Origin of the sequence: Chloracidobacterium sp. (assembly GCA_016716305.1) — a bacterium.
In the GTDB taxonomy this organism is placed as follows: domain Bacteria; phylum Acidobacteriota; class Blastocatellia; order Pyrinomonadales; family Pyrinomonadaceae; genus OLB17.
Genome location: JADJWP010000002.1, coordinates 1,467,450 through 1,492,521 on the forward strand (window position 1 = coordinate 1,467,450; position 25,072 = coordinate 1,492,521).

At 53.0% G+C, this 25,072-nt stretch carries 28 protein-coding genes; 19 read left to right on the plus strand and 9 right to left on the minus strand.

The features are described from left to right. Window positions 1-38: 38 nt before the first annotated feature. Window positions 39-1,448 (minus strand): sigma-54-dependent Fis family transcriptional regulator, encoded by a 1,410-nt coding sequence (locus tag IPM28_08560; protein ID MBK9173046.1) that lies wholly within the window; start codon window positions 1,446-1,448, stop codon window positions 39-41. 75 nt (window positions 1,449-1,523) lie between these two features. Here IPM28_08560 and IPM28_08565 point away from each other — a divergent pair, with 75 nt between their 5' ends. From IPM28_08565 to IPM28_08580, 4 genes are all read left to right on the plus strand, one after another. Next, on the plus strand, window positions 1,524-2,147 hold the full coding sequence (locus tag IPM28_08565; protein ID MBK9173047.1) for a methyltransferase domain-containing protein: 624 nt from the start codon (window positions 1,524-1,526) through the stop codon (window positions 2,145-2,147). Window positions 2,148-2,293: 146 nt separating this feature from the next. Continuing rightward, entirely contained in the window at window positions 2,294-4,087 is a 1,794-nt protein-coding gene (gene sppA, locus IPM28_08570) for a signal peptide peptidase SppA (protein ID MBK9173048.1), read from the plus strand. A 168-nt stretch (window positions 4,088-4,255) separates the two neighbouring features. Then, complete coding sequence (locus IPM28_08575; GenBank protein MBK9173049.1) at window positions 4,256-4,675, plus strand: hypothetical protein; 420 nt, start codon at window positions 4,256-4,258, stop codon at window positions 4,673-4,675. 11 nt (window positions 4,676-4,686) lie between these two features. Continuing rightward, window positions 4,687-5,091 carry a hypothetical protein gene (locus tag IPM28_08580; protein ID MBK9173050.1) on the plus strand — a complete coding sequence of 135 codons (405 nt, stop codon included), beginning with the start codon at window positions 4,687-4,689 and terminating at the stop codon, window positions 5,089-5,091. Here the strand turns inward: IPM28_08580 and IPM28_08585 are convergent. Continuing rightward, complete coding sequence (locus tag IPM28_08585) at window positions 5,078-5,611, minus strand: hypothetical protein (GenBank protein ID MBK9173051.1); 534 nt, start codon at window positions 5,609-5,611, stop codon at window positions 5,078-5,080. The genes IPM28_08580 and IPM28_08585 overlap by 14 nt on opposite strands. Before the next feature lie 160 nt (window positions 5,612-5,771). Here IPM28_08585 and IPM28_08590 point away from each other — a divergent pair, with 160 nt between their 5' ends. From IPM28_08590 to IPM28_08600, 3 genes are all read left to right on the plus strand, one after another. After that, complete coding sequence (locus IPM28_08590; protein ID MBK9173052.1) at window positions 5,772-6,803, plus strand: DUF481 domain-containing protein; 1,032 nt, start codon at window positions 5,772-5,774, stop codon at window positions 6,801-6,803. A gap of 68 nt (window positions 6,804-6,871) precedes the next feature. Next, a complete protein-coding gene (bcp, locus tag IPM28_08595; GenBank protein MBK9173053.1) occupies window positions 6,872-7,336 on the plus strand; it encodes a thioredoxin-dependent thiol peroxidase in 465 nt (154 codons plus the stop codon). A 42-nt stretch (window positions 7,337-7,378) separates the two neighbouring features. Beyond that, window positions 7,379-7,717 (plus strand): hypothetical protein, encoded by a 339-nt coding sequence (locus IPM28_08600; protein MBK9173054.1) that lies wholly within the window; start codon window positions 7,379-7,381, stop codon window positions 7,715-7,717. Window positions 7,718-7,943: 226 nt separating this feature from the next. On the opposite strand, the gene IPM28_08605 is transcribed toward IPM28_08600, so the two are convergent. Next, the gene (locus IPM28_08605; GenBank protein ID MBK9173055.1) at window positions 7,944-9,281 is read right to left on the minus strand and encodes a nucleotide sugar dehydrogenase; all 1,338 of its coding nucleotides are present in this window, start codon (window positions 9,279-9,281) and stop codon (window positions 7,944-7,946) included. Window positions 9,282-9,441: 160 nt separating this feature from the next. On the opposite strand from IPM28_08605, the gene IPM28_08610 reads away from it, so the two are divergent. Next, window positions 9,442-10,653: a hypothetical protein gene (locus tag IPM28_08610; protein ID MBK9173056.1), complete on the plus strand. Its 1,212-nt coding sequence runs from the start codon at window positions 9,442-9,444 to the stop codon at window positions 10,651-10,653. On the opposite strand, the gene IPM28_08615 is transcribed toward IPM28_08610, so the two are convergent. Next, entirely contained in the window at window positions 10,650-11,183 is a 534-nt protein-coding gene (locus IPM28_08615; GenBank protein ID MBK9173057.1) for a metal-binding protein, read from the minus strand. The two genes, IPM28_08610 and IPM28_08615, sit on opposite strands and share 4 nt — an antisense overlap. Window positions 11,184-11,335: 152 nt before the next feature. Here IPM28_08615 and IPM28_08620 point away from each other — a divergent pair, with 152 nt between their 5' ends. Together IPM28_08620 and IPM28_08625 are read left to right on the plus strand one after the other, a co-directional pair. After that, window positions 11,336-12,214: a UbiA family prenyltransferase gene (locus IPM28_08620; protein ID MBK9173058.1), complete on the plus strand. Its 879-nt coding sequence runs from the start codon at window positions 11,336-11,338 to the stop codon at window positions 12,212-12,214. After that, window positions 12,211-12,858, plus strand: coding sequence for a Crp/Fnr family transcriptional regulator (locus IPM28_08625; GenBank protein ID MBK9173059.1), 648 nt, complete (start codon window positions 12,211-12,213; stop codon window positions 12,856-12,858). Before IPM28_08620 ends, IPM28_08625 begins: the two co-directional genes overlap by 4 nt. Here the strand turns inward: IPM28_08625 and IPM28_08630 are convergent. From IPM28_08630 to IPM28_08650, 5 genes are all read right to left on the minus strand, one after another. After that, the gene (locus IPM28_08630; protein MBK9173060.1) at window positions 12,848-13,255 is read right to left on the minus strand and encodes a group III truncated hemoglobin; all 408 of its coding nucleotides are present in this window, start codon (window positions 13,253-13,255) and stop codon (window positions 12,848-12,850) included. The genes IPM28_08625 and IPM28_08630 overlap by 11 nt on opposite strands. A gap of 84 nt (window positions 13,256-13,339) precedes the next feature. Continuing rightward, window positions 13,340-15,589 (minus strand): nitric-oxide reductase large subunit, encoded by a 2,250-nt coding sequence (locus tag IPM28_08635; GenBank protein MBK9173061.1) that lies wholly within the window; start codon window positions 15,587-15,589, stop codon window positions 13,340-13,342. A 139-nt stretch (window positions 15,590-15,728) separates the two neighbouring features. Continuing rightward, entirely contained in the window at window positions 15,729-16,163 is a 435-nt protein-coding gene (locus IPM28_08640; GenBank protein ID MBK9173062.1) for an SRPBCC family protein, read from the minus strand. Between the two features lie 6 nt (window positions 16,164-16,169). Beyond that, on the minus strand, window positions 16,170-17,147 hold the full coding sequence (locus tag IPM28_08645) for an amidohydrolase family protein (protein ID MBK9173063.1): 978 nt from the start codon (window positions 17,145-17,147) through the stop codon (window positions 16,170-16,172). Window positions 17,148-17,245: 98 nt separating this feature from the next. Continuing rightward, window positions 17,246-18,751, minus strand: a complete 1,506-nt coding sequence (locus tag IPM28_08650; GenBank protein MBK9173064.1) for a hypothetical protein — start codon at window positions 18,749-18,751, stop codon at window positions 17,246-17,248. A 209-nt stretch (window positions 18,752-18,960) separates the two neighbouring features. Here IPM28_08650 and mqnE point away from each other — a divergent pair, with 209 nt between their 5' ends. From mqnE to IPM28_08695, 9 genes are all read left to right on the plus strand, one after another. Next, complete coding sequence (mqnE, locus tag IPM28_08655) at window positions 18,961-20,061, plus strand: aminofutalosine synthase MqnE (GenBank protein ID MBK9173065.1); 1,101 nt, start codon at window positions 18,961-18,963, stop codon at window positions 20,059-20,061. A gap of 67 nt (window positions 20,062-20,128) precedes the next feature. After that, complete coding sequence (locus tag IPM28_08660) at window positions 20,129-21,001, plus strand: tetratricopeptide repeat protein (GenBank protein ID MBK9173066.1); 873 nt, start codon at window positions 20,129-20,131, stop codon at window positions 20,999-21,001. A gap of 290 nt (window positions 21,002-21,291) precedes the next feature. Continuing rightward, window positions 21,292-21,951, plus strand: a complete 660-nt coding sequence (locus IPM28_08665; protein ID MBK9173067.1) for a hypothetical protein — start codon at window positions 21,292-21,294, stop codon at window positions 21,949-21,951. A gap of 258 nt (window positions 21,952-22,209) precedes the next feature. Further along, window positions 22,210-22,431, plus strand: coding sequence for a DUF433 domain-containing protein (locus tag IPM28_08670; GenBank protein MBK9173068.1), 222 nt, complete (start codon window positions 22,210-22,212; stop codon window positions 22,429-22,431). Continuing rightward, entirely contained in the window at window positions 22,431-22,748 is a 318-nt protein-coding gene (locus tag IPM28_08675) for a DUF5615 family PIN-like protein (protein ID MBK9173069.1), read from the plus strand. The genes IPM28_08670 and IPM28_08675 overlap by 1 nt, the downstream gene beginning before the upstream one ends. A 206-nt stretch (window positions 22,749-22,954) precedes the next feature. Next, entirely contained in the window at window positions 22,955-23,554 is a 600-nt protein-coding gene (locus IPM28_08680; protein MBK9173070.1) for a hypothetical protein, read from the plus strand. A 450-nt stretch (window positions 23,555-24,004) separates the two neighbouring features. Further along, the gene (locus IPM28_08685) at window positions 24,005-24,235 is read left to right on the plus strand and encodes a DUF433 domain-containing protein (GenBank protein ID MBK9173071.1); all 231 of its coding nucleotides are present in this window, start codon (window positions 24,005-24,007) and stop codon (window positions 24,233-24,235) included. After that, on the plus strand, window positions 24,232-24,597 hold the full coding sequence (locus IPM28_08690) for a DUF5615 family PIN-like protein (protein MBK9173072.1): 366 nt from the start codon (window positions 24,232-24,234) through the stop codon (window positions 24,595-24,597). Before IPM28_08685 ends, IPM28_08690 begins: the two co-directional genes overlap by 4 nt. After that, window positions 24,594-25,067, plus strand: a complete 474-nt coding sequence (locus IPM28_08695; GenBank protein MBK9173073.1) for a DinB family protein — start codon at window positions 24,594-24,596, stop codon at window positions 25,065-25,067. Before IPM28_08690 ends, IPM28_08695 begins: the two co-directional genes overlap by 4 nt. The last annotated feature ends 5 nt before the right edge of the window (window positions 25,068-25,072 follow it).

The window sequence follows — 25,072 nt, forward strand, 5'->3', positions numbered from 1 at the left end:
GCACGGAAATTTGGATAAATTTGTAAGGATTCGCTGGGTCAGGAACGAATGTGGATATTGTAGGACTTGATCTTGGAGTTCAAAGTGGTCGCATTCAGCCCCAAAAGCCTGGCTGCCCTTGATTGGTGACCGCCGGTCTGGTCGAGGGCTCTTCGGATCAGATCGATCTCAAATCGCTTAACTTCATCGTAAAAATTCACGCCGCGGGCGATGTCGATCTCGGCCGATGCCCCCTCGGTCTGCTGCAGCAGCGCATGCGTTACGCCGGGATCACGAACTTCAGGACGCAAACACTCCACCGAGATCTCGTCGGTCGTCGCAATTACCACAGCACGCTCGATTATGTTCTCAAGTTCGCGCACATTGCCCGGAAAATAATAGTTCTCAAGCAGCGAGAGAACTTCGGATGATAGATTTTCTGAGATCGACCGGCCATTCTCTTCGTTATATTTGCGGATGAAATGCTTGGTCAGCGGCAGGATATCTTCGGGCCGCTGCCTCAATGAAGGCAATTCTATCGGAACGACCGAGAGCCGGTAATAAAGGTCTTCGCGAAACGATCCGTTCTTCACCGCATCTTTTAGGTCGACATTCGTGGCTGCGATGATCCTGACGTCGACTTTCGCAGGGGTCGTATCCCCGAGCGGCGTAAATTCGCGTTCCTGGATCACGCGCAATAATCGGACCTGCGTTTCGGGCCGCAGATCACCGATCTCGTCAAGAAAGATCGAGCCCGTGTCAGCGACCTCGAACAACCCTTTTTTTGCGGCGACCGCACCCGTAAACGCTCCCTTTGTGTGTCCGAAAAGCTCTGATTCCAACAATTCCGACGGGATATTCGAGCAATTGACCACGACGAATGGCTTGTCGGCCCGCGGGCTCGCTTCGTGGATCGCCTTGGCCAGCAATTCTTTTCCCGTACCGCTTTCGCCGGTGATCAAAACTGTCGAACGTGCCGGAGCAACTCGCTCGACAAGACGGAAGATCTCTTCCATCTTTTCTGACCGGCCAATGATCGCGTCTCGCCGTACAGAACGGGTCATCACCTGCCGCAGTGTTTGTCGTTCTTCCTCTTTCCGGCGTTTTTTTACACCCTTCGAAATAAAGGTCAGGATCTGATCGTTTTGAAACGGCTTGCGAATAACACCTGTCGCGCCCTTTTCCCAGGCCGATATCGCAGTGTCAAACGTCGCGAATGCCGTGATCATCAGAACGACGGCTTCCGGATCGAGCTTTATCAGTTCCTCGAGGGCCGTCAGGCCGCCCATTCCCGGCATCGAAACGTCCATCAGAACAACATCGTGGTTTCGTTCTGTATAGAGTTCGATCGCCTCTTCGCCGGTTTTAGCCAGATCGACCTTATAACCCGCGGACGAGAGAATTGTCTCCAAAACGTCGCGCATGATCTCTTCGTCGTCGCAGATGAGGATCGAACCTTTCTTGGCCATAAACGTTGAATATAACTCAAACCCGCAACTGAGCAAAGACGCGCGCCTATCTGCCGATGTATCGGACGCACGGCTTTGGCTTACGGCAAACGGTGCGATATCGTCGATGCTGATATGGCCGTCTACGACAGTTTTGCGCGTTTTTACGACCGGCTCTTTGCACCTTTCGAGAAACGATTCCTTGGCCGCTGGCGTTCCGAGACACTCAGCGTTTTGCCTTTGGACGCCGCAATTCTCGAACTTGGAGCCGGAACCGGAGCCAATTTCAAATTCTACCCAACCTCAAAGATCGCGATCTCGAGCGAGATCGCCTCCGAGATGCTCATGGTCGCCGTGACGAAACGACGATCGAACCAGCTCGTCCAGGCCGATGCGCAGTCATTACCCTTTGATGAGAATTCGTTCGATGCTGCATTCGCAACTCTTGTGTTTTGTTCGATCCCGGAACCAAAACTGGCTTTCAGTGAACTGCTCCGTGTCGTCAAACCGGGCGGAACTCTCGTTCTGCTCGAACATGTCAGGCCCGAAGGACCACTCGGAGTCGTTTTCGATGCATTGAACGTCTTGACGGTTGCGTTGATCGATGACCATTTCAATCGCCGAACGGCGGATATCGCCGCGGCCGCCGGATTGGAGGTTCTCGAAATTCGGCGAAAGGCATTTGGGGTAATAAACCTGATCGTTTGCCGGATCCCGTGATCTACCCCCTCGCCCGCTCGCTGTGACGAAACGCTAGAATATCGTGCGGAATAAACCTTTTTTTGACGCTGAGCGTATTAGAACTGTTACGAGCCGCGGCAATTCGCGGAGCTTTGATCGAAATTCGAATTTAGAAAATATTTATAATGGCTACTTCTAAAACAACCAAGATCCTACTAATTACCGGAGCAGTGTCTCTTGTGCTGATATTGATCGCTATCATCGGCATTGCGCTGATCGCCGATCAGATCGGGCGGCCGAGCGTCGCGAACAACAGCGTTTTGGTGCTCAATGTTTCGGGCGATCTTCCTGACTATATTCCCGAAGATCCGGTCGCAAAAGCGGTCGGGATCTCGCAGGGTCAGAGTTTCACCAGCCTTTTGACGCAATTGCGGAAAGCGAAAGCCGACAACCGCATTGGTGCGGTACTGCTCGATATAAACTTTCCGGGCATCGGCTGGGGCCGGGCCGAAGAACTCCGCGATGCGATCAAAGATCTCCGTTCGTCAGGCAAACCTGTTTATGCATATATGCAGCTCGGGATGAACCGAGACTATTTCATCGCCACAGCCGCTGAAAAGATCTACATGCCGCCGCCGGGTGATCTTTGGATCAATGGGTTCGCCGCCGAGGCAATGTTTTATAAGGGTTCGCTCGACAAGCTCGGGATCGAAGCTGATGTGATTCAGATCGGGCCAAAATACAAGAATGCTCCGGATCAATATACTCGCAAAGAAATGGGCGAGGGTCAGAAAGAAGTGATCAATGCGATCCTCGACGAATATTATGGCCGCTACTCCAACGCGATCGTCGAATCGCGCGGCAAGTCCGCCGAGGATGTAAAGGCGATCATCGACAATGCTCCGTACAATGCCGGACAGGCAAAAGAGCAGGGTTTGATCGACGGCGCTCTTTATATCGATCAGGTTCACGAAGAGCTTAAGACGAGGCTCGGTTACAAGGCTGACGAAAAGCTACGGACCATCAGCGGATTCCAGTATCGCGATATTCCGTCCGATTCGCTCGGTCTGAACAATGGCGAACGCGTTGCGATAATCTTTGCGAGCGGTGCGATAAACGTCGGCCGCTCGAACGACGGCCCGTTCGGCGGCAATATGGTCGGCTCGGATACCGTTGTCAAAGCGGTCAATGAGGCGGCGGCCGATAATTCGATCAAGGCGATCGTCCTTCGTGTGGATTCGCCCGGCGGATCGGCTCTTGCATCCGATCTCATGTGGCGTGCGATCGAGAATGCCAAGGCCAAGAAGCCGGTCGTTGTATCGATGGGCGATGTCGCCGCATCGGGCGGTTACTATATCTCTACTAATGCGAGCAAGATCGTCGCACAGCCGACGGCCATCACCGGTTCGATCGGTGTCTTCGTCGGCAAACCGGTGATCAAGGGCCTCTACGATTGGCTCGGCGTAACCAACGAATATACGATGCGCGGCAAGAACGCCGGGATATTTCGCGAAACCGAAAAATGGAATGCCGATGAGCGGGCCAAGATGGAAGAGCAGACGAATAACATCTACTTCAACAACTTCATTCCGAAGGTCGCATCCGGCCGCAATATGACCGTCGAGGCGGCGAACACGATCGGTCAGGGACGCGTATGGACGGGCACCCAAGCAAAGGCCAATGGACTGATCGACGAATTCGGCGGTCTCGAGAAAGCGATCAGCATCGCCAAGGAGCTGGCGAAACTGCCTGCGGATAAGGACGTTCGGCGGGTCGTTTTGCCGGCCCCGCGGCCATTCATAGAAACGCTATTCGGCAGTCAGGAATCGACCGTCTCTGCCGAGCAGAAGGCACAGCGAGCGTTGATCGACTCGCTGCCCGAAGATGCCAGGCGGGCATTTCGATATGCCGCGCTTTTCGACACAATGAAACGCGGCGAAGCGATGATGCTTCTTCCGTTCGAACTTCAGATAAAATAAACGCGCGATCGCCTGATGTAAGGAAGGGCGGGATTTCCCGCCCTTTTTACTTTCGTACGACGGATGCAGATGGCTTGTTTCGTTCGGGAAGTTGACCTATAATCGCCGCGCCGCGGCTGTTCTGCCGTGCTTGCCTGACCCGATCGAAAAATTTGCAGAGGAGAGCGTATGGTTAAAATCATCCTGGCTGTGATAGGCGGTTTCATTGCGTGGTCTATTCTTTGGATAGGGAGCGATCAGGTGCTTCAGTCGGTTTCACCGGATTGGTATGGTGCTCACCAGATCGGCTTTGAAAAGGCGATGTTCAATAAGTCGGAGTTTTCGCCTGATTCGACGATTTTGCTTATGCACATCGTACGAAGTGTGATCTTTTCGATAATTGCCGGATATCTTGCCGCTCTGATCGCAGGCGAAAATGCCCGTTCACCGATGATACTTGGCATACTCTTGCTGCTTTTCGGCGTGATGGTCCAGCTTATGGCGTGGAATTATCTGCCGATCTGGTATCACGCGATCTTCTTGCTGCTGCTGGTACCGATGTCGGTCGTCGGCGGAAAGCTCAAGAAATTTGACGCAGCGTCTGCCTAAAGGAGAACTACATGATCCGGATAATTCTGGCGGTGATCGCCGGCTTTCTTGCCTGGTCGATCTTGTGGGTTGGTAGCGAACAGGTCCTGAGCGCGGTGTTCGCTGATTGGTTCGGTGCTCACCAGATCGCATTCGAAAAGGCGACGTTCAACAAGGAACCATTCACGGCCGAAACAACGATCTTGGTCTTCAACGTGTTTCGCGGCATCGTTGTCTCGTTCGTTTCGGGTTATCTTGCGGCTCTCATCGCTGGCGAAAATAAGAAGTCGACGCTGACGCTTGGGATCCTGCTGCTTGCATTCGGCCTCTTCATCGTGTCGATGACCTGGTCGATAATCCCGTTGTGGTATCACGTCGTCTTCTCGGCGATGCTGATCCCGATGACGATACTTGGCGGAAAACTCAAGCGTTTTTGATCGCCTCTCTCAAAGCGAGCGGTATCGGGAGCCATCGGGCCGGCCGGCCGTAAACGCGCTGGTTCATTCGGTCAACGACCGCCTCTTGTTCGGCCAGCAAACGCTCGTGCGGCACGTCGTCTTTTTTCTCGTAACACGCGTGGGTTATGCACGGCAACGGCTTACCTTCGCGGTGAACGAGACATCCAACACCTTTCTCGAAAAGCGGACAGGCGTAGGTCTGCGAATACGTGTCGCCGTTCTCGCTTAGTCGGTATTTTTCGATCGCGTTTTCCAGCCGCTCGATGACCTGTTGTTGTGTTGCGCCCGGAAGACGCCGCAGCACGCGCTCGATCGCAGCGGCCTCGAGCTTCGAAATATGTACATTCACAAAATGCGCATCGAGGCAGCAAGCGCCCGGCGTCTCGCATGAAGCACAGTCCTTGGCCCGCACCTCATATTCGAGTCGGATCCGCTCTGCGAAATTTTCTTTCAGGCGGTTAACTCTGGTTATCGCTATATTCTCCGGGATATATCTCATTTCCTTAGCTCACCATATTCTACCCGATCTCAAAGACCGGACCGGTCGCGTCATAAGCACTGTTGATTCACTTTGCGATTTCATAATGATATCTTAGGAGGTTCGCCCTGATCCGGCGGTTCGCCCCGATCAATTAAATATACGCCCGAAGGATAACAAAATGACCAAGTATATTGCTTGGCTGCTGGTGCCGCTTATTTTCCTCAATGCATTTGCCCTGGCCGCCGAAACCGAGATAACCCTGAAGAACGGTGACCGACTCAGCGGCAAGATCGTCTCTAAAAATGACGAGACCGTAGTTATCGAGACGGAATATGCCGGAAAGGTCACGATCGTCGCTGCACACGTCGAAAAGATCACGGAGCTCAGATCGAAAAGCGCAAACCTCGGCACCGCAAAAGTACCTGAACCGATAAAAGCAGCGCCGGTTGCGCCAAACTCCGCGGTTTTAGAACAGGAACCGCCGCGGCCTCGTGCCGTCGATCGCGGCCCGCGCCTTTTTGGCGGTCGCTTTATGGGCATCGCCGAAGGCTGGGAAGGAAATGCAAATATCGGCTTCAGCTACACGACCGGTAATTCGCGAACGAGCACGATGACGACCGGCATTCGCGCGGTCAAGACCGGCGGCCGCGACAAATTGACCGTCTATGCCCGCAGCCTTTGGTACAGTAACCGAAACGCTGCGATCGCGACAACGCAGAATGCCGTGTGGGGCGGTGCCCGATACGATCGCAATCTAGGCGACCGGACTTTCGGTTTCGGTTCATACGATTTTGAACGAGATCGTCCAAAGAAACTGTATTTTCGCTCGGTGCTTGGCGGCGGCATCGGCCGCCACATGGTCAAGAACGAAAAGACCGAGATCGACGTTCTCGCGGGCGGAGCCTGGAATCGCACATGGCAGGTCGGGCCGAACACCGACACGCCCGAGATTCTTGCCGGGAACACCCTAAAACATCAGTTCAACGGACGGCTTAAATTCCAACAAACTTTCACGTTCTTTCAGAACGCCACCGACAGGAACGAATTCCGCTTTCTTTTCGATTCGTCTGTCTCCGCTGATATTACCAAGCGCGTCGGACTCCAGTTCACGATCGGCAACCGTTTCAATAACGATCCGGCCGGCAATGCAAAGCGAAATGACTTTCTTTTTGCGACCGGCTTGCGTTGGAACTTCGGAAAAAAGAAGTGACGCCGACCGGCGCCTTTTCGGCGATCTCAACGCACGTGATAAACTCGGGGTGTTACGAACAAGGAGGAATAATGATCAAAGAAGGTGACAAAGCTCCGGCTTTCAAAGGCAAGAATCAGGACGGAAAGACGGTTCAGCTATCTGATTTCAAAGGCAGGAAGCTCGCGATCTATTTTTATCCTAAAGATGATACACCGGGTTGTACAAAGCAGGCCTGCTCACTGCGTGACGGCTTCGGCGACCTGAAAAAGGCCGGGATCGCGGTCATCGGCGTTTCGATCGACGATGAGAGGTCGCATCAAAAATTCATTTCAAAATACGAGCTTCCTTTCGATCTCATCGCTGATACCGACAAGTCGATAGTCGAGGCCTACGGCGTTTGGGGCGAGAAAAGCATGTACGGGAAAAAGTATATGGGCACGCTCAGAAAGACATTTCTTATCGACGAAAAAGGCAAGATCGTGAAGATCTTCGATAAGGTCAAAGTAGCCGAACACGCCGATGAAGTACTGGCGGCCTTTGGTGCCAGATAAATATTGCCAACTGTTTTAGTTTTCAGGATCAAGGAGAACTTAATGAAGGTCAGTGTATTAGTTTTGATCGCCGCAGCAGTTTTTGTCGCGGCTTGCGCCGAGGCGGAAAAGCCGGCGCCTCCGAAGAACACCGCCGCTGCTGGTGCGACGCCGGCCGCCGCACCGCCGCTACCGATACCATATCCGGGCGTACCGCGAATTTCTCTTGCAGACGCAAAGGTGGATTTTGACGCTGGCCGCGCCGTCTTCATCGACACGCATTCGGCGGCATCATTTGCGTCAAGCCGCATCAAAGGTGCGATCAATGTGCCCGCCGGCGCACTCGAGGCCAACCTGAACAAAATACCGAAAGGCAAAAAGATAATTGCCTACTGTTCCTGACCGGCCGAAAATTCGAGCGCCGGTCTGGTTGCTCAACTGCGTAGTAAAGGATTCAACGATTCATATGCATTACTTGGCGGAACCGCCGCCTGGCGAACCGCCGGTTATCCGATGGAAGAAAAGCCGGGCCCATGATCGGTTCGGTCGAGATCCGCTGATAGGGAATCAAAAAAGACACACGCCTGAGATCTTCAGGCTTGTGTCTTTTTTTTGTCCGGAAGATCGATCAGAGCCGAACGATCTTCGCGTTGCTGCCGTTTCGCTGGTCTTGAGAAAGCGCGTTTCGCGTATCAACGATAAGCGAGGCGAGTTGGCACACGCGATGATAGTCGACGCCCGAATGTTCGGTACATATGATCACGCAATCTGAATCGGCGATAAGTTCGTCTGTCAGTTCCTGATTAAAGATAGGTTCGCCATCGCCGATCGTATACGCATGATCGAAAGTGACCTCAGGGACGAACGGATCGTGATATTTGAGATCCGCCCCACGTGAACGCAGAAGATCGATGATCGATAAAGCGGGCGATTCGCGCATGTCGTCGATATCTTTCTTGTAAGCGACGCCGAGGATGAGTATCTTTGAACCATTGACAGCCTTTTTCACATCGTTCAACGCCGTAGAAACAAGCTTCACGACATATGCCGGCATGCCTGAGTTCACCTGTTCGGCAAGGCTGATGAATTGCGAATCGAAACCGTGCTGACGAGCTTTCCACGAAAGATAATGCGGATCGAGCGGAATGCAGTGGCCGCCGATGCCCGGCCCGGGATAAAACGGCATAAAGCCGAAAGGCTTCGTCGCCGCTGCCTTCACGACCTCCCAGGTATCGATACCGAGCGTGTTGCATAGCCGTGCCATTTCGTTGGCCATGCCGATGTTTATCGCTCGGAAAGTGTTTTCCCAAAGCTTGCATGCCTCTGCCACGCGGGCAGAAGAAACGCTGTGAACGTGGTCGACTATCTGTGAATATAGGAAAGACGCGATCTCGGTCGAATCCTTAGAGACGCCGCCGACCACCTTTGGTATATTGTGTGTCTGAAACTGCGGATTGCCCGGATCGACCCTCTCGGGCGAGAACGCGAGCAGGAAATCATCATCTAGCTTAAAGCCCTTTTCCTCGAACATCGGCAAGAGAACTTCGTCCGTGGTACCGGGATAGGTGGTCGATTCCAGGATGATCATCTGTCCCCGGCGCAGATATTTCTGTATCTCTTCGCCCGCCGCGATGATGAAGGACATGTCCGGGTCTTTGGTCTTTCGCAGCGGCGTGGGGACGCAGATGATAATGACGTCGCATTCAGCAAGGCGGCCGAAGTCCGTTGTCGCGGAAAGCTTGCCGTCATCGACACACGCTTTAACATTCTCATCTGTTACGTCGACGATATACGAGCGGCCGGCGTTGATATCGTCAGCTTTCTTCTGATCGACCTCGAACCCGATACCCTCATAGCCCTTCAGGCCAAACTCTACGATGAGCGGTAATCCTACGTATCCAAGGCCGATAACGCCGATCCGGGCCTTTTTGTCAGCGATCAGCGATCTTAGTTCATTCTTAATCATTTTTTGCGATCGGGCTGTATAAGCCCCTCATGTAACTAAACTTAAGTTACCCACTCGAGTTAGTCAACCGCCTCAATATCTGTGTTAAAATGCCGGTAATGGGGCGCACTCGGCGTCAAAGTACGAGATACTTCCAATCCTCCTGTTTGTCCAGCAGAATATGCAGTCCACGATAGAATCGGCGAATCCAGTTGTTAAGGCGATAATCGAAGGGTCGGCTCCGCGCCCAGCGCAGCTCGCCGCAGCGCGGGGAATGCTCCCGCTGCCGCCGAACGATCTGCTTGAAGTGCTCGTCGCCTTCGCTGCGGCAAATGATGCCGAGATCGCCGAGCACGCCCGCGAGACATTGAACACGCAGGATACTGTCCTGCTGCGCGAAACGCTCCGCTCTGAGGACGTGCCGAAATCCGTACTTTCGTATTACGCCGGGAAGCTGAACATCGAAAAGTCGCTCCACGAGGCGATCATCTTAAATCCTCAGACGCCTCAATCGACGATGGTCACGTTCGCCCGCAATACTCAGGACGGCGAACTGCTCGAACTGATCTCGATGAATCAGCAATTGCTGATCCGAACGCCGGCGTTGATCGATGCGATCATCGGCAACCCGAACCGGACCTCAGAGGCCGAGCGTCGGGCAGCAGAAACAAAACGCGAGTTCTTTGAAAAGGAACGCGGTGCACAGCAGATAGCCGACGAACTTCGCGCTCAAGGTAAAGAGGCGGCCGCCGAATTTATCGAACAGGCCGAATTTGCCTCGGAGGAAGCGAATCTCGACGACGCGCTCTTGATAGCCTCGATGATCGAGGTCCCTGACAGCGAGACCGACGATTCCTGGATGGGGCTTGAATTTCTCGAAGAACTCTACGAAGAGACAGAAGAGCAACGACAGCGTATCGTCGACAAGATCATCGGCGAGATGAAGATCGACGATGCAGATATGCCCAACGAGCGGATCTCGGTCATCAACCGAATCATGAAGATGGGTATGAAAGACCGCGTCAAGCTCGCCATGAAGGGCGACCGCGAGGCCCGCAATATCCTGATCCGCGACCCCAACAGGATCGTTTGCCAGGCCGTGGTCAACAATCCGCGCATCACCGAACAAGAAGTAGAAAAGATCGCGGCGATGCGTTCCGTGACCGAGGACGTTCTTCGACAATTGGCCAATAATCGTCAGTGGTCACGAAGCTATTCGATCGTGCATAATCTGGCACGGAATCCGCGGACGCCGATCGCCAACGTATTGTCGATACTCACCCGGCTGCAGGGCCGCGACCTGGATGCGCTGTCGAAGAACAAAAATGTTTCAGATGCGGTCCGCCGCCAGGCTCTGAGGCTTTCGCAGGCTCGGAAAGGCAAGTCGTCCTAGAGAAATTCGGTCACACGGCCCGTCTTGACGTACGATCCCGCCATGTCGGTCAGCGTGTGACTTGCGGCACCCGACCACAGACCGGCAAAGATCGCCGGCAGAAAATAGGTGCTTGTCTTCGACCTCACCGATTCACCTAACACGCTCCACGTCAACGCAAGCTCAGATAGGCGTGGAAGATCGGAGCCGTTGTAGGCTGCGATCAGATATGCCGCCGCGAAAGAAAGCAGTGTCGCTGCTCCCATAAAATAGATAACACGGATCAGCGTACCGAAGAGTAATCCGTGCGACCAACGCGAACGATGCTTGAAAAAAGACCTGTAGGGATACCATAGAAACCCCAGAACACCCCATCTCGAATGTTGTTTCGAGAGAATGTCGAGATCGGGACCGAACATCAATCCGCCAAATAAAAAGCTCGCTGCAACGAGCGCAGAACCCCCAATATCCAACCCCGCGGCATAAGCTGCAGCGGCGGCCGGTGCTGTCAAAAGCAATGTTACTGCGTCGTGAGTTCGAGATCCGGGCATACACTCAGCTTTGAGATCGCTGCTCTTTGATATATTGCAACGGTTTGGCGAACGAACAAAGCGCGGTCTGCAATTCCGGTCGGGTTTTGCTACAATTCGTTCTTCGATCCGATCGGATGACCAAGTTAAATGATCGCACACCGCTGCTTCTGATGGCTGGTATTTTCGCAAAACTGAAGACCACGCTCGAAATGATCAAATTCGAGCACACACTCTTTGCATTGCCTTTCGCATTTCTCGGCGCCGTGATGGCGGCGAACGGTCTGCCGACATGGCGACAGCTTGTATGGATCACGGTCGCGATGGTCGGAGCGAGATCGGCGGCGATGACCTTCAATCGGATCGTTGACCGCGATATCGACGCCGCAAACCCGAGGACAGCGAATCGCGAATTGCCGAGCGGAAAACTCTCGGTAGGGTTTGCCTGGGGTTTTCTGTTCGCGTCGATCATTTTGTTCCTTGTCGCGGCATATTCCCTCAATAGGCTTACATTTGCGCTTTCACCGGTCGCATTGCTGAGTGTTCTTGGATATTCATACGCAAAGCGATTCACCGCTTTTGCCCATGTGCTGCTCGGCTGGGCTCTTGCGATCTCGCCGACTGCAGCATGGATCGCAGTTCGCGGAACGATCGATTCAGAACTCCCGCTCCTTTTGTCGCTCTTCGTTCTTATGTGGACCGCAGGCTTTGATGTTCTTTACGCCTGCCAGGATTACGATTTTGACCATAAAGCCGGCCTGCGATCGATCCCGGCACGGTTCGGGATCGCTCGCTCGCTCTGGATCGCGAGGCTCTTCCACTTTCAGGCGTTCATCGTCCTTCTTTTGCTGCTCGCTTTCTCAGGGCTTGGCTGGCCGGCGGTCGCCGGCGTCGCTATCGTTGCGGCGTTGCTCGTCTACCAACACACTCTTATAAGACCCAACGACCTTTCCCGTATGAACGCTGCGTTCTTCACGACGAACGCCTTCGTAAGCGTGATCCTGCTGGCGACGTTCGGTTGGGCGGTTTATCTCAGTGATCTGCCGAAATGATCCCGTTTTTAAGATCGATATCCGAAGATCTGACGACGGCTCTCCACAGTCGCGGTCAGCTGCGGCCGTTTGCAGAGAACGAACAGGTCTTTGCCGAGGGTGATAAAGCCGCATTTCTCCCGATCGTCATTTCCGGAAGGATCAAGATGATCCAGTTTCTCGAACCCGGCAAGGAAGTGATTCTCGGGATATTTGAACAAGGCGAGATGTTTGCTGTTCCGCCGGTGTTTGACGGCAAGGTGTATCCGTCCACAGCGATCGCGATGGTGCAGAGCGAACTGTTGCTGTTGGATCGGCCGGTATTTCTCGAACTTATCCGCCAATACGATGAGTTTGCGTTCGGTGTTATCGGTTGGATGTGCGAGATGCTCCGCGAAAAGACGTCAACAATTCAAAATCTTGCGACCGCCTCGCCCGAACATCGGGTCGGCCATGTGCTGCTCAAGCTGGCGAAACGCGGCAAAGGAGACACGCCTGTGAAGATCACGGTCCTTCGCCGCGACATCGCCGAAATGGCAGGACTTACGACCGAAACGACCATTCGCGTCATTCGTAAATTTGCAGACGCCGGACTGATCGAAATAAAGAACGGCAAGGTATTCGTGGATCCCGCCGGGCCGCTTAGCAGGCGCTTCACTCTATAGCGTCAGCTAACGGAGCGCTACTGACAAAACTCATCATACGGTTCGCGATCGCACGAGCACGCGATTTAAGAAACTCTGTGCGATCGCCGGCAAAGCCCTCGTCAACGACCGAGTCGAAGATCTCAAGCCATCGCTTGAAATGTTCGATGCGCAGCGGCGTCTTTTTATTAAGGGCAGCGTGAATCTGCAGCGGATTTCTACCATGGCGCGCGTAAGCTCCGGTCTGAAACAATATGGTCTCCCAGAAGTCGCCAATGACCGGCAAATGAGATGCAAGGTCGAGTTTTGCGACATCGGTAAAGATATATCCGATCTCAAGGTCAGCTATCGCTCGCGAATAAAAACTACCCATCAGTCGATCGATGTCTTCACGATCCTCGATGTCACGTTTCTCCATAATTTGTTCAACCCCGGCTGCCGGCCGAACGCAAAACAGCCGGTGCACGCCCGCTAAAGCGAACAGGCACACCGTTATCATCGCTTAAGATGCCGCGAGGTCTTCGATCTTCTCGCCTTCCGACCGAACGTCGCGTGTCAGCATCATCTTCATCGCAAACCAAACGAATGCGACCGCACCGATCGCAAATATCGTATCGCCCACCATTCGCATCCAGCGTAGAAACTGCATCAGATCCGTCTGCATGAACTCGGGGCTTCGTGCAGACCAGTAGCCAACGTTCACAGACTGATATGTCTGCAGCAGCCCGATGGGCAAGAGGCTCAGCATAAGCTCGAGGAACATTCCGATATTTATTGACCAAAAGGCAAATCCCAACAGTTTAGTGTTCCACTTTCTTTCAGGCTGCATTGCCCGCATACAGAACAGCAAGAGGGCAAGGCCGAGAGTTCCATAAACGCCGTAAAGAGCTCCGTGTGCGTGAACTGCCGTAGTGTTCAACCCCTGCATGTAATAGAGAGCGATCGGAGGGTTGATCATGAATCCAAAAACACCGGCACCAACCAGATTCCAAAAGGCCACGGCAACAAAGAAATAGACGATCCACTTATATTGGGCCAGCCACGGTTTTGCCTGCGAATGCCTGATATTCTCCAGGGCCTCGTAACCAACGAACACGAGAGGGACGATCTCGAGCGCACTGAAAACGGCGCCGAAGGCCAGAGCGACCGTCGGCGTCCCGGCGAAGTATAGGTGATGAAGCGTACCAATGATTCCGCCGCTGAGATAGATCGCGCCCGAAAGCAGCGCAGCGTATGCGGCATGATCAGCGCGAATGACCCGAAGCCGTGCAAAAAGGAATGCGATCACCACGGTCGCAAACACCTCGAAGAAACCCTCGACCCATAGATGAACGACCCACCATCGCCAATATTCGACGACCGTGAGGTGTGAGCGCATTCCCCAGAAGAGTCCGGGAGCGTAAAAGAACGCGATTCCCGCGGTCGTGAACAGGTAGAGTAGAACGAGCGATCTGCTTCCGTCGTTTCGCTTTAAGGCCGGTATCGCCGACCGAGCGATGAGGAAAAGCCAAAGAAGGAGGCCTACGAACAGAGCGGCCTGCCAAACGCGGCCGAGATCCACATATTCGTAACCCTGATGTCCGAACCAGAACCAAAGGTCGCCCGGAAGCAGGTGCATCACGCTCATCCATTGCCCCGCCATCGAACCAAGAACGACGACAAGCAGCGCCCCGAACAACAGGTTGACGCCCAGCCTTTGAAATTTTGGCTCGTAACCGCATATGTAAGGCGCGATGTAGAGCCCTGCGGCCAGCCACGCGGTTGCGATCCAGAATATTCCGAGCTGCGTGTGCCATGTTCGCGTCACTACATACGGCAGGTATTCGGCAAGCGGAATTCCGTAAAGGCCTCCGCCCTCAACACCGTAGTGGGCCGTGATTATCCCCATCGCTATCTGCAACAGAAACAAGAGCGAGACGACGACGAAGTATTTGACGGTCGCCTTTTGCGAAGGCGTGACACCGGCGCCGATAAGCGGATCGCTTTCCGGTGTGTCGTGGTCGTCCTGTTCGCGGCGCCACCCGGCGTAGAACCAGACCATACCTCCGATACTGGCGATCAGCATTATTACGCTGACGCCGGTCCAGACGATCGCCGAACTTGTCGGGACATTTCCGACGAGCGGCTCTGACGGGAAATTGCTTGTGTACGAGATCGTATTATTCGGCCTGTTTGCTGCGGATGCCCAGGCCGTCCAGAAGAAGAATGCGTTCAGATCACGAAGCTTTGCCGGATCGGATTGAGCGTTGCGTTGGATCGCGTAATCATCGCTGCCATTCGAAAAAATGTCCGTGTAATGTTTGAGATTGTCTTCGAAAGCTCGTGCGCGGATCGGGTCGACGGTTATCGAACCGTTGACCTCGTTGTAGGTATTTGTCCGCATCAGATCCTGCAGACGCTGGCGCAGAGCGGCCTTTTCTTCGCTCGGAAGCGAACTGCCGTCTTTTCCATAGCGCCCGCCGGACCACTCGTTCAGAATGAAGATCGATTCGCGATGAAGGTAATCAGCGGTCCAATCAGGTGCGACATAGCTTCCGTGTCCCCAGATCGAACCGACCTGCATTCCGCCCATCGCCTGCCAGACGTTTTGACCCGTGGAGACGCTCTCCTCCGGTATCATCACTCGCCCGTCGGTCGTAACGACCTGCCTTGGGATCGGCGGAACCTGTCTGAAGATCTCGCTCCCGACCCATCCGAGGATCGCGAACGAAATGACAAAAACCGCGGCCAGCAAGATCCATAGTTTCTTCATTGGTTTTTCTCCATCCGCTCAAATTGCAGAGCGAGAAATATTGAAATTACGAAATGAAGCTACCACGGATCCGGCGATCGCAATATGATTTCAATCACCTTGTCGAAAATTCTGAACGGGCCGTGTCGAAACGATGAGGCTATTGGCTTTCGGCAAACGCCTTGAATGCTTCCAGATATTTCATCGACTGCTTGCGAAAGGCTCCGGGCATCAGCCAGCCGAAGATCTTCATAAAACCGGTGAACTGAAACTCCTGTTCTGAAATGTAGCGGGTACGCGTCGGGTTTATCGCCTCAAATCGGTTCTTGACTATATTGAAAACGCCTTCTGCATCGTACGTCCCGGTAAATTCATCGGGCAGATCGCGAACGGTGATCGTCTCGATCATCTCAATATCGCGCTTGCCCATTTTGAACTTCAACCGCGACTTTGCCCCGACCTGGCCGGGTTCGCCGCTCAGGTGTTCAAAACTCTCAAGGCCTTCCATCCAGGCATAGAGGTTGTCAGCGTTGTCGAACAACGCAACGACCTCGTCAATTGGCTTTTCGATCTCGATCGTTACTGTGTATTTCATAGGTGTTTATTCATTCTTTAGGATCGACCGCATCTCACGGTCGGTCAGCCCGACGCGGCCCTTCAGGATCGCTGCGTATTCGGCCGGAGTGTAAAGGGGATAATCCGTTCCGAAAGCTATCCGTTCCGGCCCGAGCCGCTGGATGTATCGCCTCAGCACGCCAAATTCTTCAACGGTCAACCGGCGCACGCCTTCGCTATCCTTATCGAGAGCAACGGCCGAAATATCGAACGTGATCCGATGCTTTTTGAGCTTGGGCTCGGTGGCAAGCTGGTCGATGAAGGCGTTCAGGAATCCCCGCGTTCGCTGGTCGAATCCGCCTGAAGTACCAAAATGCGCGATCCTAATATCGATCGGCTTAAGGTCCTTCAAGATCGAACCGACGAGCAGATCCACATCCGGTTTTCCGAACCTTCTGTGGCTGTTATCGAAATGCAGCAGGATCGGCAATCTGTTGTCGGCCGCGAACTGGAAGACGCGTTTCACCTTTGCCAAGTGGCCCGGAACCGTAAGATATACCTGATTGGCGTTGTGATGAAGCTTGATGCCGTCCATTATTAGCGTCGTTCGGCATCGCTCGAGCTCGTCCAGGGCATAGTCCCGCAGCGGATCTACGCTGCAGAACGCGCGGGTCTTCCCGGGGTGTTTATCCCTAGCCGCCGCGACGTAGCTATTCTCTTTTTCGACCAATTCGCGCTCGTTCTTGAAACCGCCGAATTCTTCCGAAGAGAATACATGTGCCATTGAGATCAGATCTATCCGTCTGACCGCGGTGTTGCTTAAGATCGCGTCGATGTCTGAGTAGTATTCGTCCGGGCGTGAAAACGGGATCCCGAGGCCTTTCCATATCTTTATCAACTCGGGACTCAGAATATGGACGTGGCCATCGGTTTGCGGCTTGATCTCGATGGCGAGGTCGAACGCCTTTGCCGGCTCGACGCAGAATGGCGCCGTCAACAACATCAAAAGGATCAGGATTCTCATTCTCGGCCTCAAAAGGTGCGCCGAAGTTTATCGACGCTCCTTCGAGCCTGTCAAGTTCACACGAATTCGATGACTTACGTCAAACGGCCCGATTGCCTTTAGCTGACGAGAGTGAACCGTCCTGCGGCCGGATCGAACTTAAGCTCATGAATATCCCATTTTCCCCACGGCGCGTCGATCTCGAGCTTTTGAGCGATGATCATCTTTTCACCGTCGGTCCGCAGATTGATCATTCCATATTTCGTCAGGTGCGAGTTGATGGTCTTGTTTTTGGCGATCAGCGACTTTTTGATCTCTTCAAGCTTTGCCTGGTCAGCCGGCGTATTCGTACCCGCGGCGATGATCGCATCTCGCTGGATCCGTAAGGCTGCAACCTCGTTTTGAAGTTTGTTCACCTTTTCGAGACTCTTGCGCGAAACCTCTTTGCCCGAGCGTGCGATCTCGGTCGAAAAGATCAATGGCCGATCGCCGAAACCGCATTTGCCCAGTGCTCCGATGGCGTCCGGTCGCGGGTGCGCATAGTTCTCTTCGTCTCCGCTTGAGATGACGGTCGCCGCCGCATTTACGGCCTCGATGAAAGGCAGGTGAAAATGATTGCTCCCGTGATGGCACGCCTTCGCCGCATCGACCTGCAGTTCGCCGAGCGCACCGGCGTTTTTGTAATGATCGACTATCGCCTCGCCGGCCTCTTCGTTGATGTCGCCTCCGAGCAACAGTCGAACATGTCCGTAATCGAGCCTGATCATCACTGAATGGCCATTCTTCGACTTGCCCACGTCTTTGATGAACGGCAGAGCGTCTTTTCCGTTCCTTTTTTCGGTTATCGGCGCGAGCAGCTTTAGCGAGAGTTGCCTTCCATTCACCTGATTAAGTGCGTCAAACCCATCGACGAATCCATCCTGCTTCGAGAGCATTTTGAATGTCACGCCCGGATTATGGGTCAGGGCGGCCCAAAGCACCTGCGGATATTTTGAGTTGGTTCCTTTTCGCTTTTGTGGGTCGCTGATTATCGTCAGCATTTCGGCGGTGTCCTTTACGAGCGTCGTTATGTAGCCTGCGGTTACCTGCCCGAAGTCGTGGGCGTCACCCGGCCGCTGAACTATGCCGTTGTGAAATATCTTTGCGATCTGAAAAAGCGGGCTCTTGAAAATATGCCCGAATCCGCCAAAGTGATCTTCGTCAGAATGACTGATGACCACGTTGAAGGGGATCGGCAACGGCGTCGTTTTGCCGTATAGGTTAAAGCGCCACACCAGATACCTGACCATATTGTCGCCTTCGCCCGCGTCGATCAGAATATGCTGGTCGTCGGGCGTTACGACATGGCAGCCGTCGCCCTGCCCGATATCGATAAAATTTACCTCGAGCACGCGTTCACGTTGGACCTTGTCGACGCTGATCCAACCGCGGCTGTTTCGGCTTTTTACGAGGATCCGGTTATTTTTGACCTCGAGGTCGAGTATCTGTATGTAGTCGCCGAAGATAAGATGTTGATTCCAGCCGGAACCGGTCGATTCTTTATGTATCTTTGCCGATGGGTATCCGGCAAAGCAAAAATTACGCGTGCCGGCGGTTTGGAACTTAGTTTGCGAGAGTTGCGCCATTTTCAGCCTCCATTTTGCGGACAAAGGGTCAAATTGGTTGGTACTTTTCTTGTTGACGTAACGCCTGAGCGAAATTGCGTTGATTTTAAGAGATTTTTATGCCGCTTTACTTGAGCTCTCGGCCTAAGACTTTCAGTTCGTAGTTTGTTAAAATTCAATTGAGCTTTTGTCGAAAGATCCGCTTTGGGCTATCAGGCGAAAGCAATAATATGAAGTTCTCATTTGATCGGGATCTGATCGACATCGCCTTTAAGGTCGAAGACGGCGAACGGCTCAGCTTTGACGATGGCCTTGCGCTCTACAACACCACCGACCTCAATGCTCTTGGCAAGCTGGCCGACACCGTCCGCCGCCGCAAGCACGGGCTGACGACGTATTACAACGTCAACCGGCACTTTAATCACACGAATATCTGTGTCGCCGACTGCAAATTCTGCGGCTTTTATCGCCGTGCGAGACAAGAAGACGCCTACACCCACTCGATCGAAGAAGGCATCGAGATCGCACGCTCAGCCGTCGCCGAAGGGGCGACCGAGCTCCACATCGTCGGCGGGCTTAACAGCAAATTGCCCTTCGAGTACTACACCGACCTTTTCTCGTCACTGAAGCGCGAGTTTCCGAAGCTGCATCTGAAGGCCCTGACGATGGTCGAGCTCGATTTCTTTGCTCGGTTCTACAAGATGACCGACGAAGACGTCATCGAAAAGCTGAAAGCCGCCGGAATGGATTCTTGCCCCGGCGGCGGTGCCGAGATCTTCGCCGAGCCGACGCGTTCAAGAATCTGCGACCACAAATGCGACGGCGACCGCTGGCTCGAGTTGGCCGGAAAGGTTCACAACGCCGGCCTCAAGACCAACGCCACGATGCTCTACGGCCATATCGAGTCGATCGAAGACCGCATCGACCACCTCGTGCGCCTGCGTGAACAGCAAGACAAAACCCATGGCTTTCAGTGCTTTATCCCGCTCGCCTTTTACCCGCCGGGCACCGCGCTCGACAGCCTGCCCGGCCCTGACGCGATCGACAATCTCAAGACCATCGCCGTCTCGCGGTTGATGCTCGACAACTTTGACCACATCAAGGCCTACTGGGTCATGCTCGGCAAGGCCACCGCCCAGACCGCCCTCCATTTCGGCGCCAACGACCTCGACGGCACCATCACCGACGGCGGCGAGCTCACCCACGCCTACGCCGCCGAGGGCGAGGTGAAAATGACCAAAGCCGAGATCATCACCATGATCCAAAACGCTGGGTTCGAGGCGGTGGAAAGAGACACGATCTACAACCGCGTGGAAAAGGTTGGTGCGTAGTTTCTGCAACGCAGTAACTGAATTACATCAAACGACGCTTGAATTGAGGTCAGAACGGAACATGAATATGAGAAGAGTTTTTGTATTGGCCGTGGGCATTGCGACGTTGGCTGTGTTGAACGCCCAAGGGCAGACTTGGGGGTGCGGTGAACGCGATTTCAAGTGTCAGCTTGATGGTCGGATAAAAGCACTACAGGCCGATCCCGCGAACCCTGAGAACTACTACAATATTGGAATTGTTTTTCATCGGAGCGGGGCACACACACAGGCCGTCGAGTCGTTCAGCATGTACATCATGATTCCCGGTCTCAAACCGGAATTCGTTGCCGACGGATATAACAATCGTGGCATATCACAAAGAGCGCTCAAAAAGCCCGACCTAGCATACGCAGACTATACGAAGGCGATCGAGCTGAATCCGAAAAAGCCTGAATATTTTGTCAACCGAGCCAATTCGTCCGTAGACATGAAAAGAATAGACGACGCCATGAAGGATTACGGGCAGGCAATCAAGATCGATCCAACATATGGCCAAGCCTACGCACAACGCGGAGTGGTGTATAGCAGTCAGGGTCGAGTCGACGACGCCTTGCGTGATTTCGCAAAATCCATTGAGGTTAGTCCTACATATGCGGAGCCGTATTATAATCGTGGCACTATCTATTCGGCCATGAAAGAATTTGCAATGGCGATTCCTGATTATGAAAAGTACGTTTCGTTAATAAGTGATCCAGACTATCTCGCTGACGGCTACATGAATCTGGGAATCGCGCATTTTTATACCGGCCATCCCCAAAAAGCTGTCGACTCTTTTACTAAAGTCATTGAGGTGCAACCAAAACGGGCAAACGGCTATAAAGCCAGAGCGATGGTTTACCGCGAAATGAAAAAACCTGACTTGGCCGATGCCGACGAGCGCCGCGCTGCAGAACTCAAATAAGTCAGACAGGACCCGAAGCCCTGCGCTCTTGGGCTTGCCCCAATACTGGGCGGGCGGTCAGGCTTGCCTGACCGGCAGACTTACCCCACAATCCTCAGAGCAGGCTGTGCCTCCGACGCTCTTTCGCTTAGAAGAATCAGTCGAACGGATTGCAGGCGTCGACAGGTTTTTCAAGACAGGCCGTGTGAAATGACCTGAGCCGAGATCATCACCATGATCCAAAACGCCGGATTTGAAGCCGTCGAGCGAGATACCGTCTACAACCGTGTTAAGGAAATTGCCTTATGAGAATGAACAACATGTATCGAATGGTATTTTTTCTTCTACTAGGCGCGATATTCTGTACCGGCGTGCGAGGGCAAGATACCAAGCCGGAGCCATGCCCTGATGTGAAAGTTTTTGGTCCCGCCACTGAGGTTCAGCCAAACGAGAGCGGAAAATTTCGCATTGTCGTCGATTACAAAGGATTTTATCGTCCTATTTCCATCAGCTGGTCAGCGATCGGAGGCGAGATTGTCAGCGGAATGGAAGAAACAGAAGTGACCGTCCGTAGAAAATCAAAAGAAGACTTTGACGTGTATGCAACAGTAACCGGATTCCGCCCCCGATGTGAACGAACGTTTACTGAAGATAAACCCGATCTTACGGTTCCCGAAACCGTTTTCTTGGACACCTTCGAAAAAATGGTTTCTGAGTCAGATAAAGATCGGTTACTTCGAATCGTCGATGACATTAAAAGTCAGAGGAGTCATGAACTCTTCATCGTTCTTCGATACGACAAAGATAGGCCCTCCAATTCTGCACGAAGTTGGCGCGAAGCCCCTTTAACCGGTTTGACTAATGCTGGGATTGGCTATCATACTTTCATGACTTTTATCGATGTTCCTGCCGATAGTGATTCGCTCGAAATTTGGCGGGTTACCCGAGGAGCAAAGCCGCCTATAGATTGAACGTTGAATCCGAAATCGCTCACGAAGCGGTGAAGGTGCCTCATCAGGCACCAAAAGTATCTCACGAAGCGCATAGAATGGCTTGTGAACGGTAAAAGCAACGTCTTATTCTCAAAAGGCGATAGATTAACCTGCTTCAGCACCATCCGAAGCTCCCTATATTCAACAACAACCGGCAGAAACTTTTTCCACGTTTGTGGCAGTTAAAGGCCATTGAAAAGACTCACGATTATAGCTAATTTGCGCTATTATGACCGTATGAATACAACTATCGAGACGAGTGTCATTTCGCAATCACCGGAGGTAATGAGTGGTGCGGCGGTTTTTGCGGGGACCCGCGTTCCCGTGCAGAGCCTGCTCGACTATTTGGCAGGCGGCCATTCGCTTGATGAGTTTCTCGATGACTTTCCGACCGTGAAACGTGAGCAAGCCGTTGGTCTGCTGCATGAACTTAGCCATTCCTTTGAGGTGATCGGGTAATGAAGATCCTGCTCGACGAGTGTTTGCCAAGAAAGCTTAAAGCTCACATCGTCGCAGATCTTGTTCAGACAGTTCCTGAAGCAGGCTGGGCCGGCAAGCAAAATGGCGAATTATTGAGGCTTGCCGAACAAGAGTTTGACGTTATCGTGACCAACGACCAAAACATCGAACATCAACAAGTCATCATCCGCTTTGATCTGGCCTTCATCGTACTTGTCGCTCCTACCAATGATATCGCCGACCTACTGCCATTGATGCCGGAACTCAATCGCCTATTACCAACAGCCGAGGCAGGTACGATCGAGTATGTCAGATAAATCAATGAGCGACACCAACATATTGATCTCCGCACTCGCGACGGCGCCGGGCGTGATCATTCCGCTGATCCGCGAGGTGCCGCCGAAGGCGAAGTAAAAATGACGAAACAAGAGATCATCGAAATGATCCACCGTGCCGGCTTCGACCCCGTCGAACGCGACACCGTCTACAACCGCGTGGATCAAGCATCTGCGCGGGGGTGATTATGAAGAAATGGTTGTTACGAATGATTTTGCCTGCTATTGGAATAGTGGCCGTCCTATTCCTCGCATATTTGCAGGTTGAGCATCGTTACAATTACGGCCACTTATTTGGTTATGGTGTTCACGTTGATGCTGTGAGCCGTTATTCATATATTGGCATTCCCGGGCAGACTCACATGTATAATGCCCGTATTTTTAACTTCACACTTCTGCCCGTCGGCTTTGATACATGCGGGGAGGTTCGGGACGCATTGATGTCCCAAATCGAGTTTCCCTACGGGGTACAGCGATGGGACGACCAGTCAAATTCATGGATCACCTCCGTCGCCGACAAGTCGAACAAATTTTGTCATCCCGATCCACTTAACGCTATCGAGACTAACGTAGTCACCAGATGGATCTGGCCCGGCATGTCCGTAGACGTTTCGTCCGGGGAGGCAACTGCTGCAAGACATCCTTTCCAACAAGGAAACTTGGCGCGGTTTGTAGTCTTTAGAAAGCTTGGGACTGAAAACGATTGGCAATATGCCATTCCTTCAGAGCCGTTCATAATCGTAGACAATGTAATTCGTGACAACAATTCGAATAAGGTCGCTCACTAACCTTTGTAAGTCGTTCGCGAAGCCGTGAAAGTCCCTCACGAAGGGGTGCAAGTTGGTCACGAAGTCCTAAAAGTCTCTCACGAGGTGGTCAAAGTGCCTGTCGAAGGGCAAAAAGTGCCTCGCGAAGCCCACAAAGTGCCTTACGAAGGGCAAAAACTGTCTCACGAAGCACACAAAGTGCCTTACGAAGGGCAATAACTGTCTCACGAAACCCTCAAAATCCCTCATGAAGCCCTCAAAATTCCTCAAGAAGCGCATAGAATGGCTTGCGAAACGGTAATAGTGGTGTCTTATTCTCAAAAGGCGATAGATTAACCGGCTTCAGCTTCAGCCGTAGCTCCCAATGGTCCTACGTACCATCCCAAAAGCTATTAGACCTTTATCAAGTTGTGCTCATCAACGACAAAAATCGGTGTATAATCAGCAAACAAAGGTTTGGGGAGGCAGGAAATGAAACCATTAGCGAGAATCACATTTGATCCCAATGTTATGGGCGGAAAGCCATGTATTCGCGGCCTTCGTGTAACGGTTGGAACGATCGTCGGCCTCATCGCTTCGGGACATTCGTTCGGAGATATCCTTAAGGCCTATCCGTATCTGGAGGAAGGCGACCTTACTGAGGCACTTGCATATGCCGCTTGGCGTGTTGAGGAGATCGAACTCCCGCTTGTTGCTGCATGAAGGTCCTCATCGATATGAACCTATCGCCAGATTGGACAGCCGCATTTACGGCTGCTGGTATCGAGTCGGTTCATTGGTCAACTTTCGGCGACCCTCGAGCCGAAGATACCGAGATCGTCGATTTCGCTCGTTCAAATGGTTTCGTAGTCTTTACACACGACCTCGATTTTGGAACGATCTTGGCTTTGACTTACGCAATCGGTCCGAGCGTTATCCAAGTGCGAACACAAAATGTCATCCCGTCAGACCTTTCGTCCACCATCATTTCCGTAATTCGCGAACACGAGGTCGCACTTGAACAAGGTGCTTTGATCGTCGTCGACGAATCACGAGCGAGAGTCCGTATATTGCCATTGGGATGAAAGACATAAGCACTTTAATCTCCGCACTAGAAACGGCACCCGGCGTTATCATTCCGCTGATCCGTGAGGTGCCGCCGCTGATACTGAAGCGTCGCCCCGCTCCGGCGAAATGGTCGGCGTACGAGCACGCTATTCACCTGTCGCAGTCTGACGTTGCGTTTCGGGCGCGGCTTGATCTGATCTTGTCCGAGCCTGAGCCCTTCATTAAGACGATAGAGAATTCTGCTGAGGACGAGGCAGGAGCGATGCTCGAAATTGACCTTGACGAGAGCCTCGACAGATACGTCCGCGAGCGGGCTACGCTGGTCGAAAGATTGAAGACGCTATCGGAGGAAGAGTGGCAGAAATCGGCCGTGCACGAGGCGTTCGATCGTTATTCGGTGTTCATAATGTTCCGGCATCTTTTCAACCACGAGATGTTCCACGCCTACCGGATCGAAGAGCTGCTGCTCAAGAACGATTGGGATTAGATCCA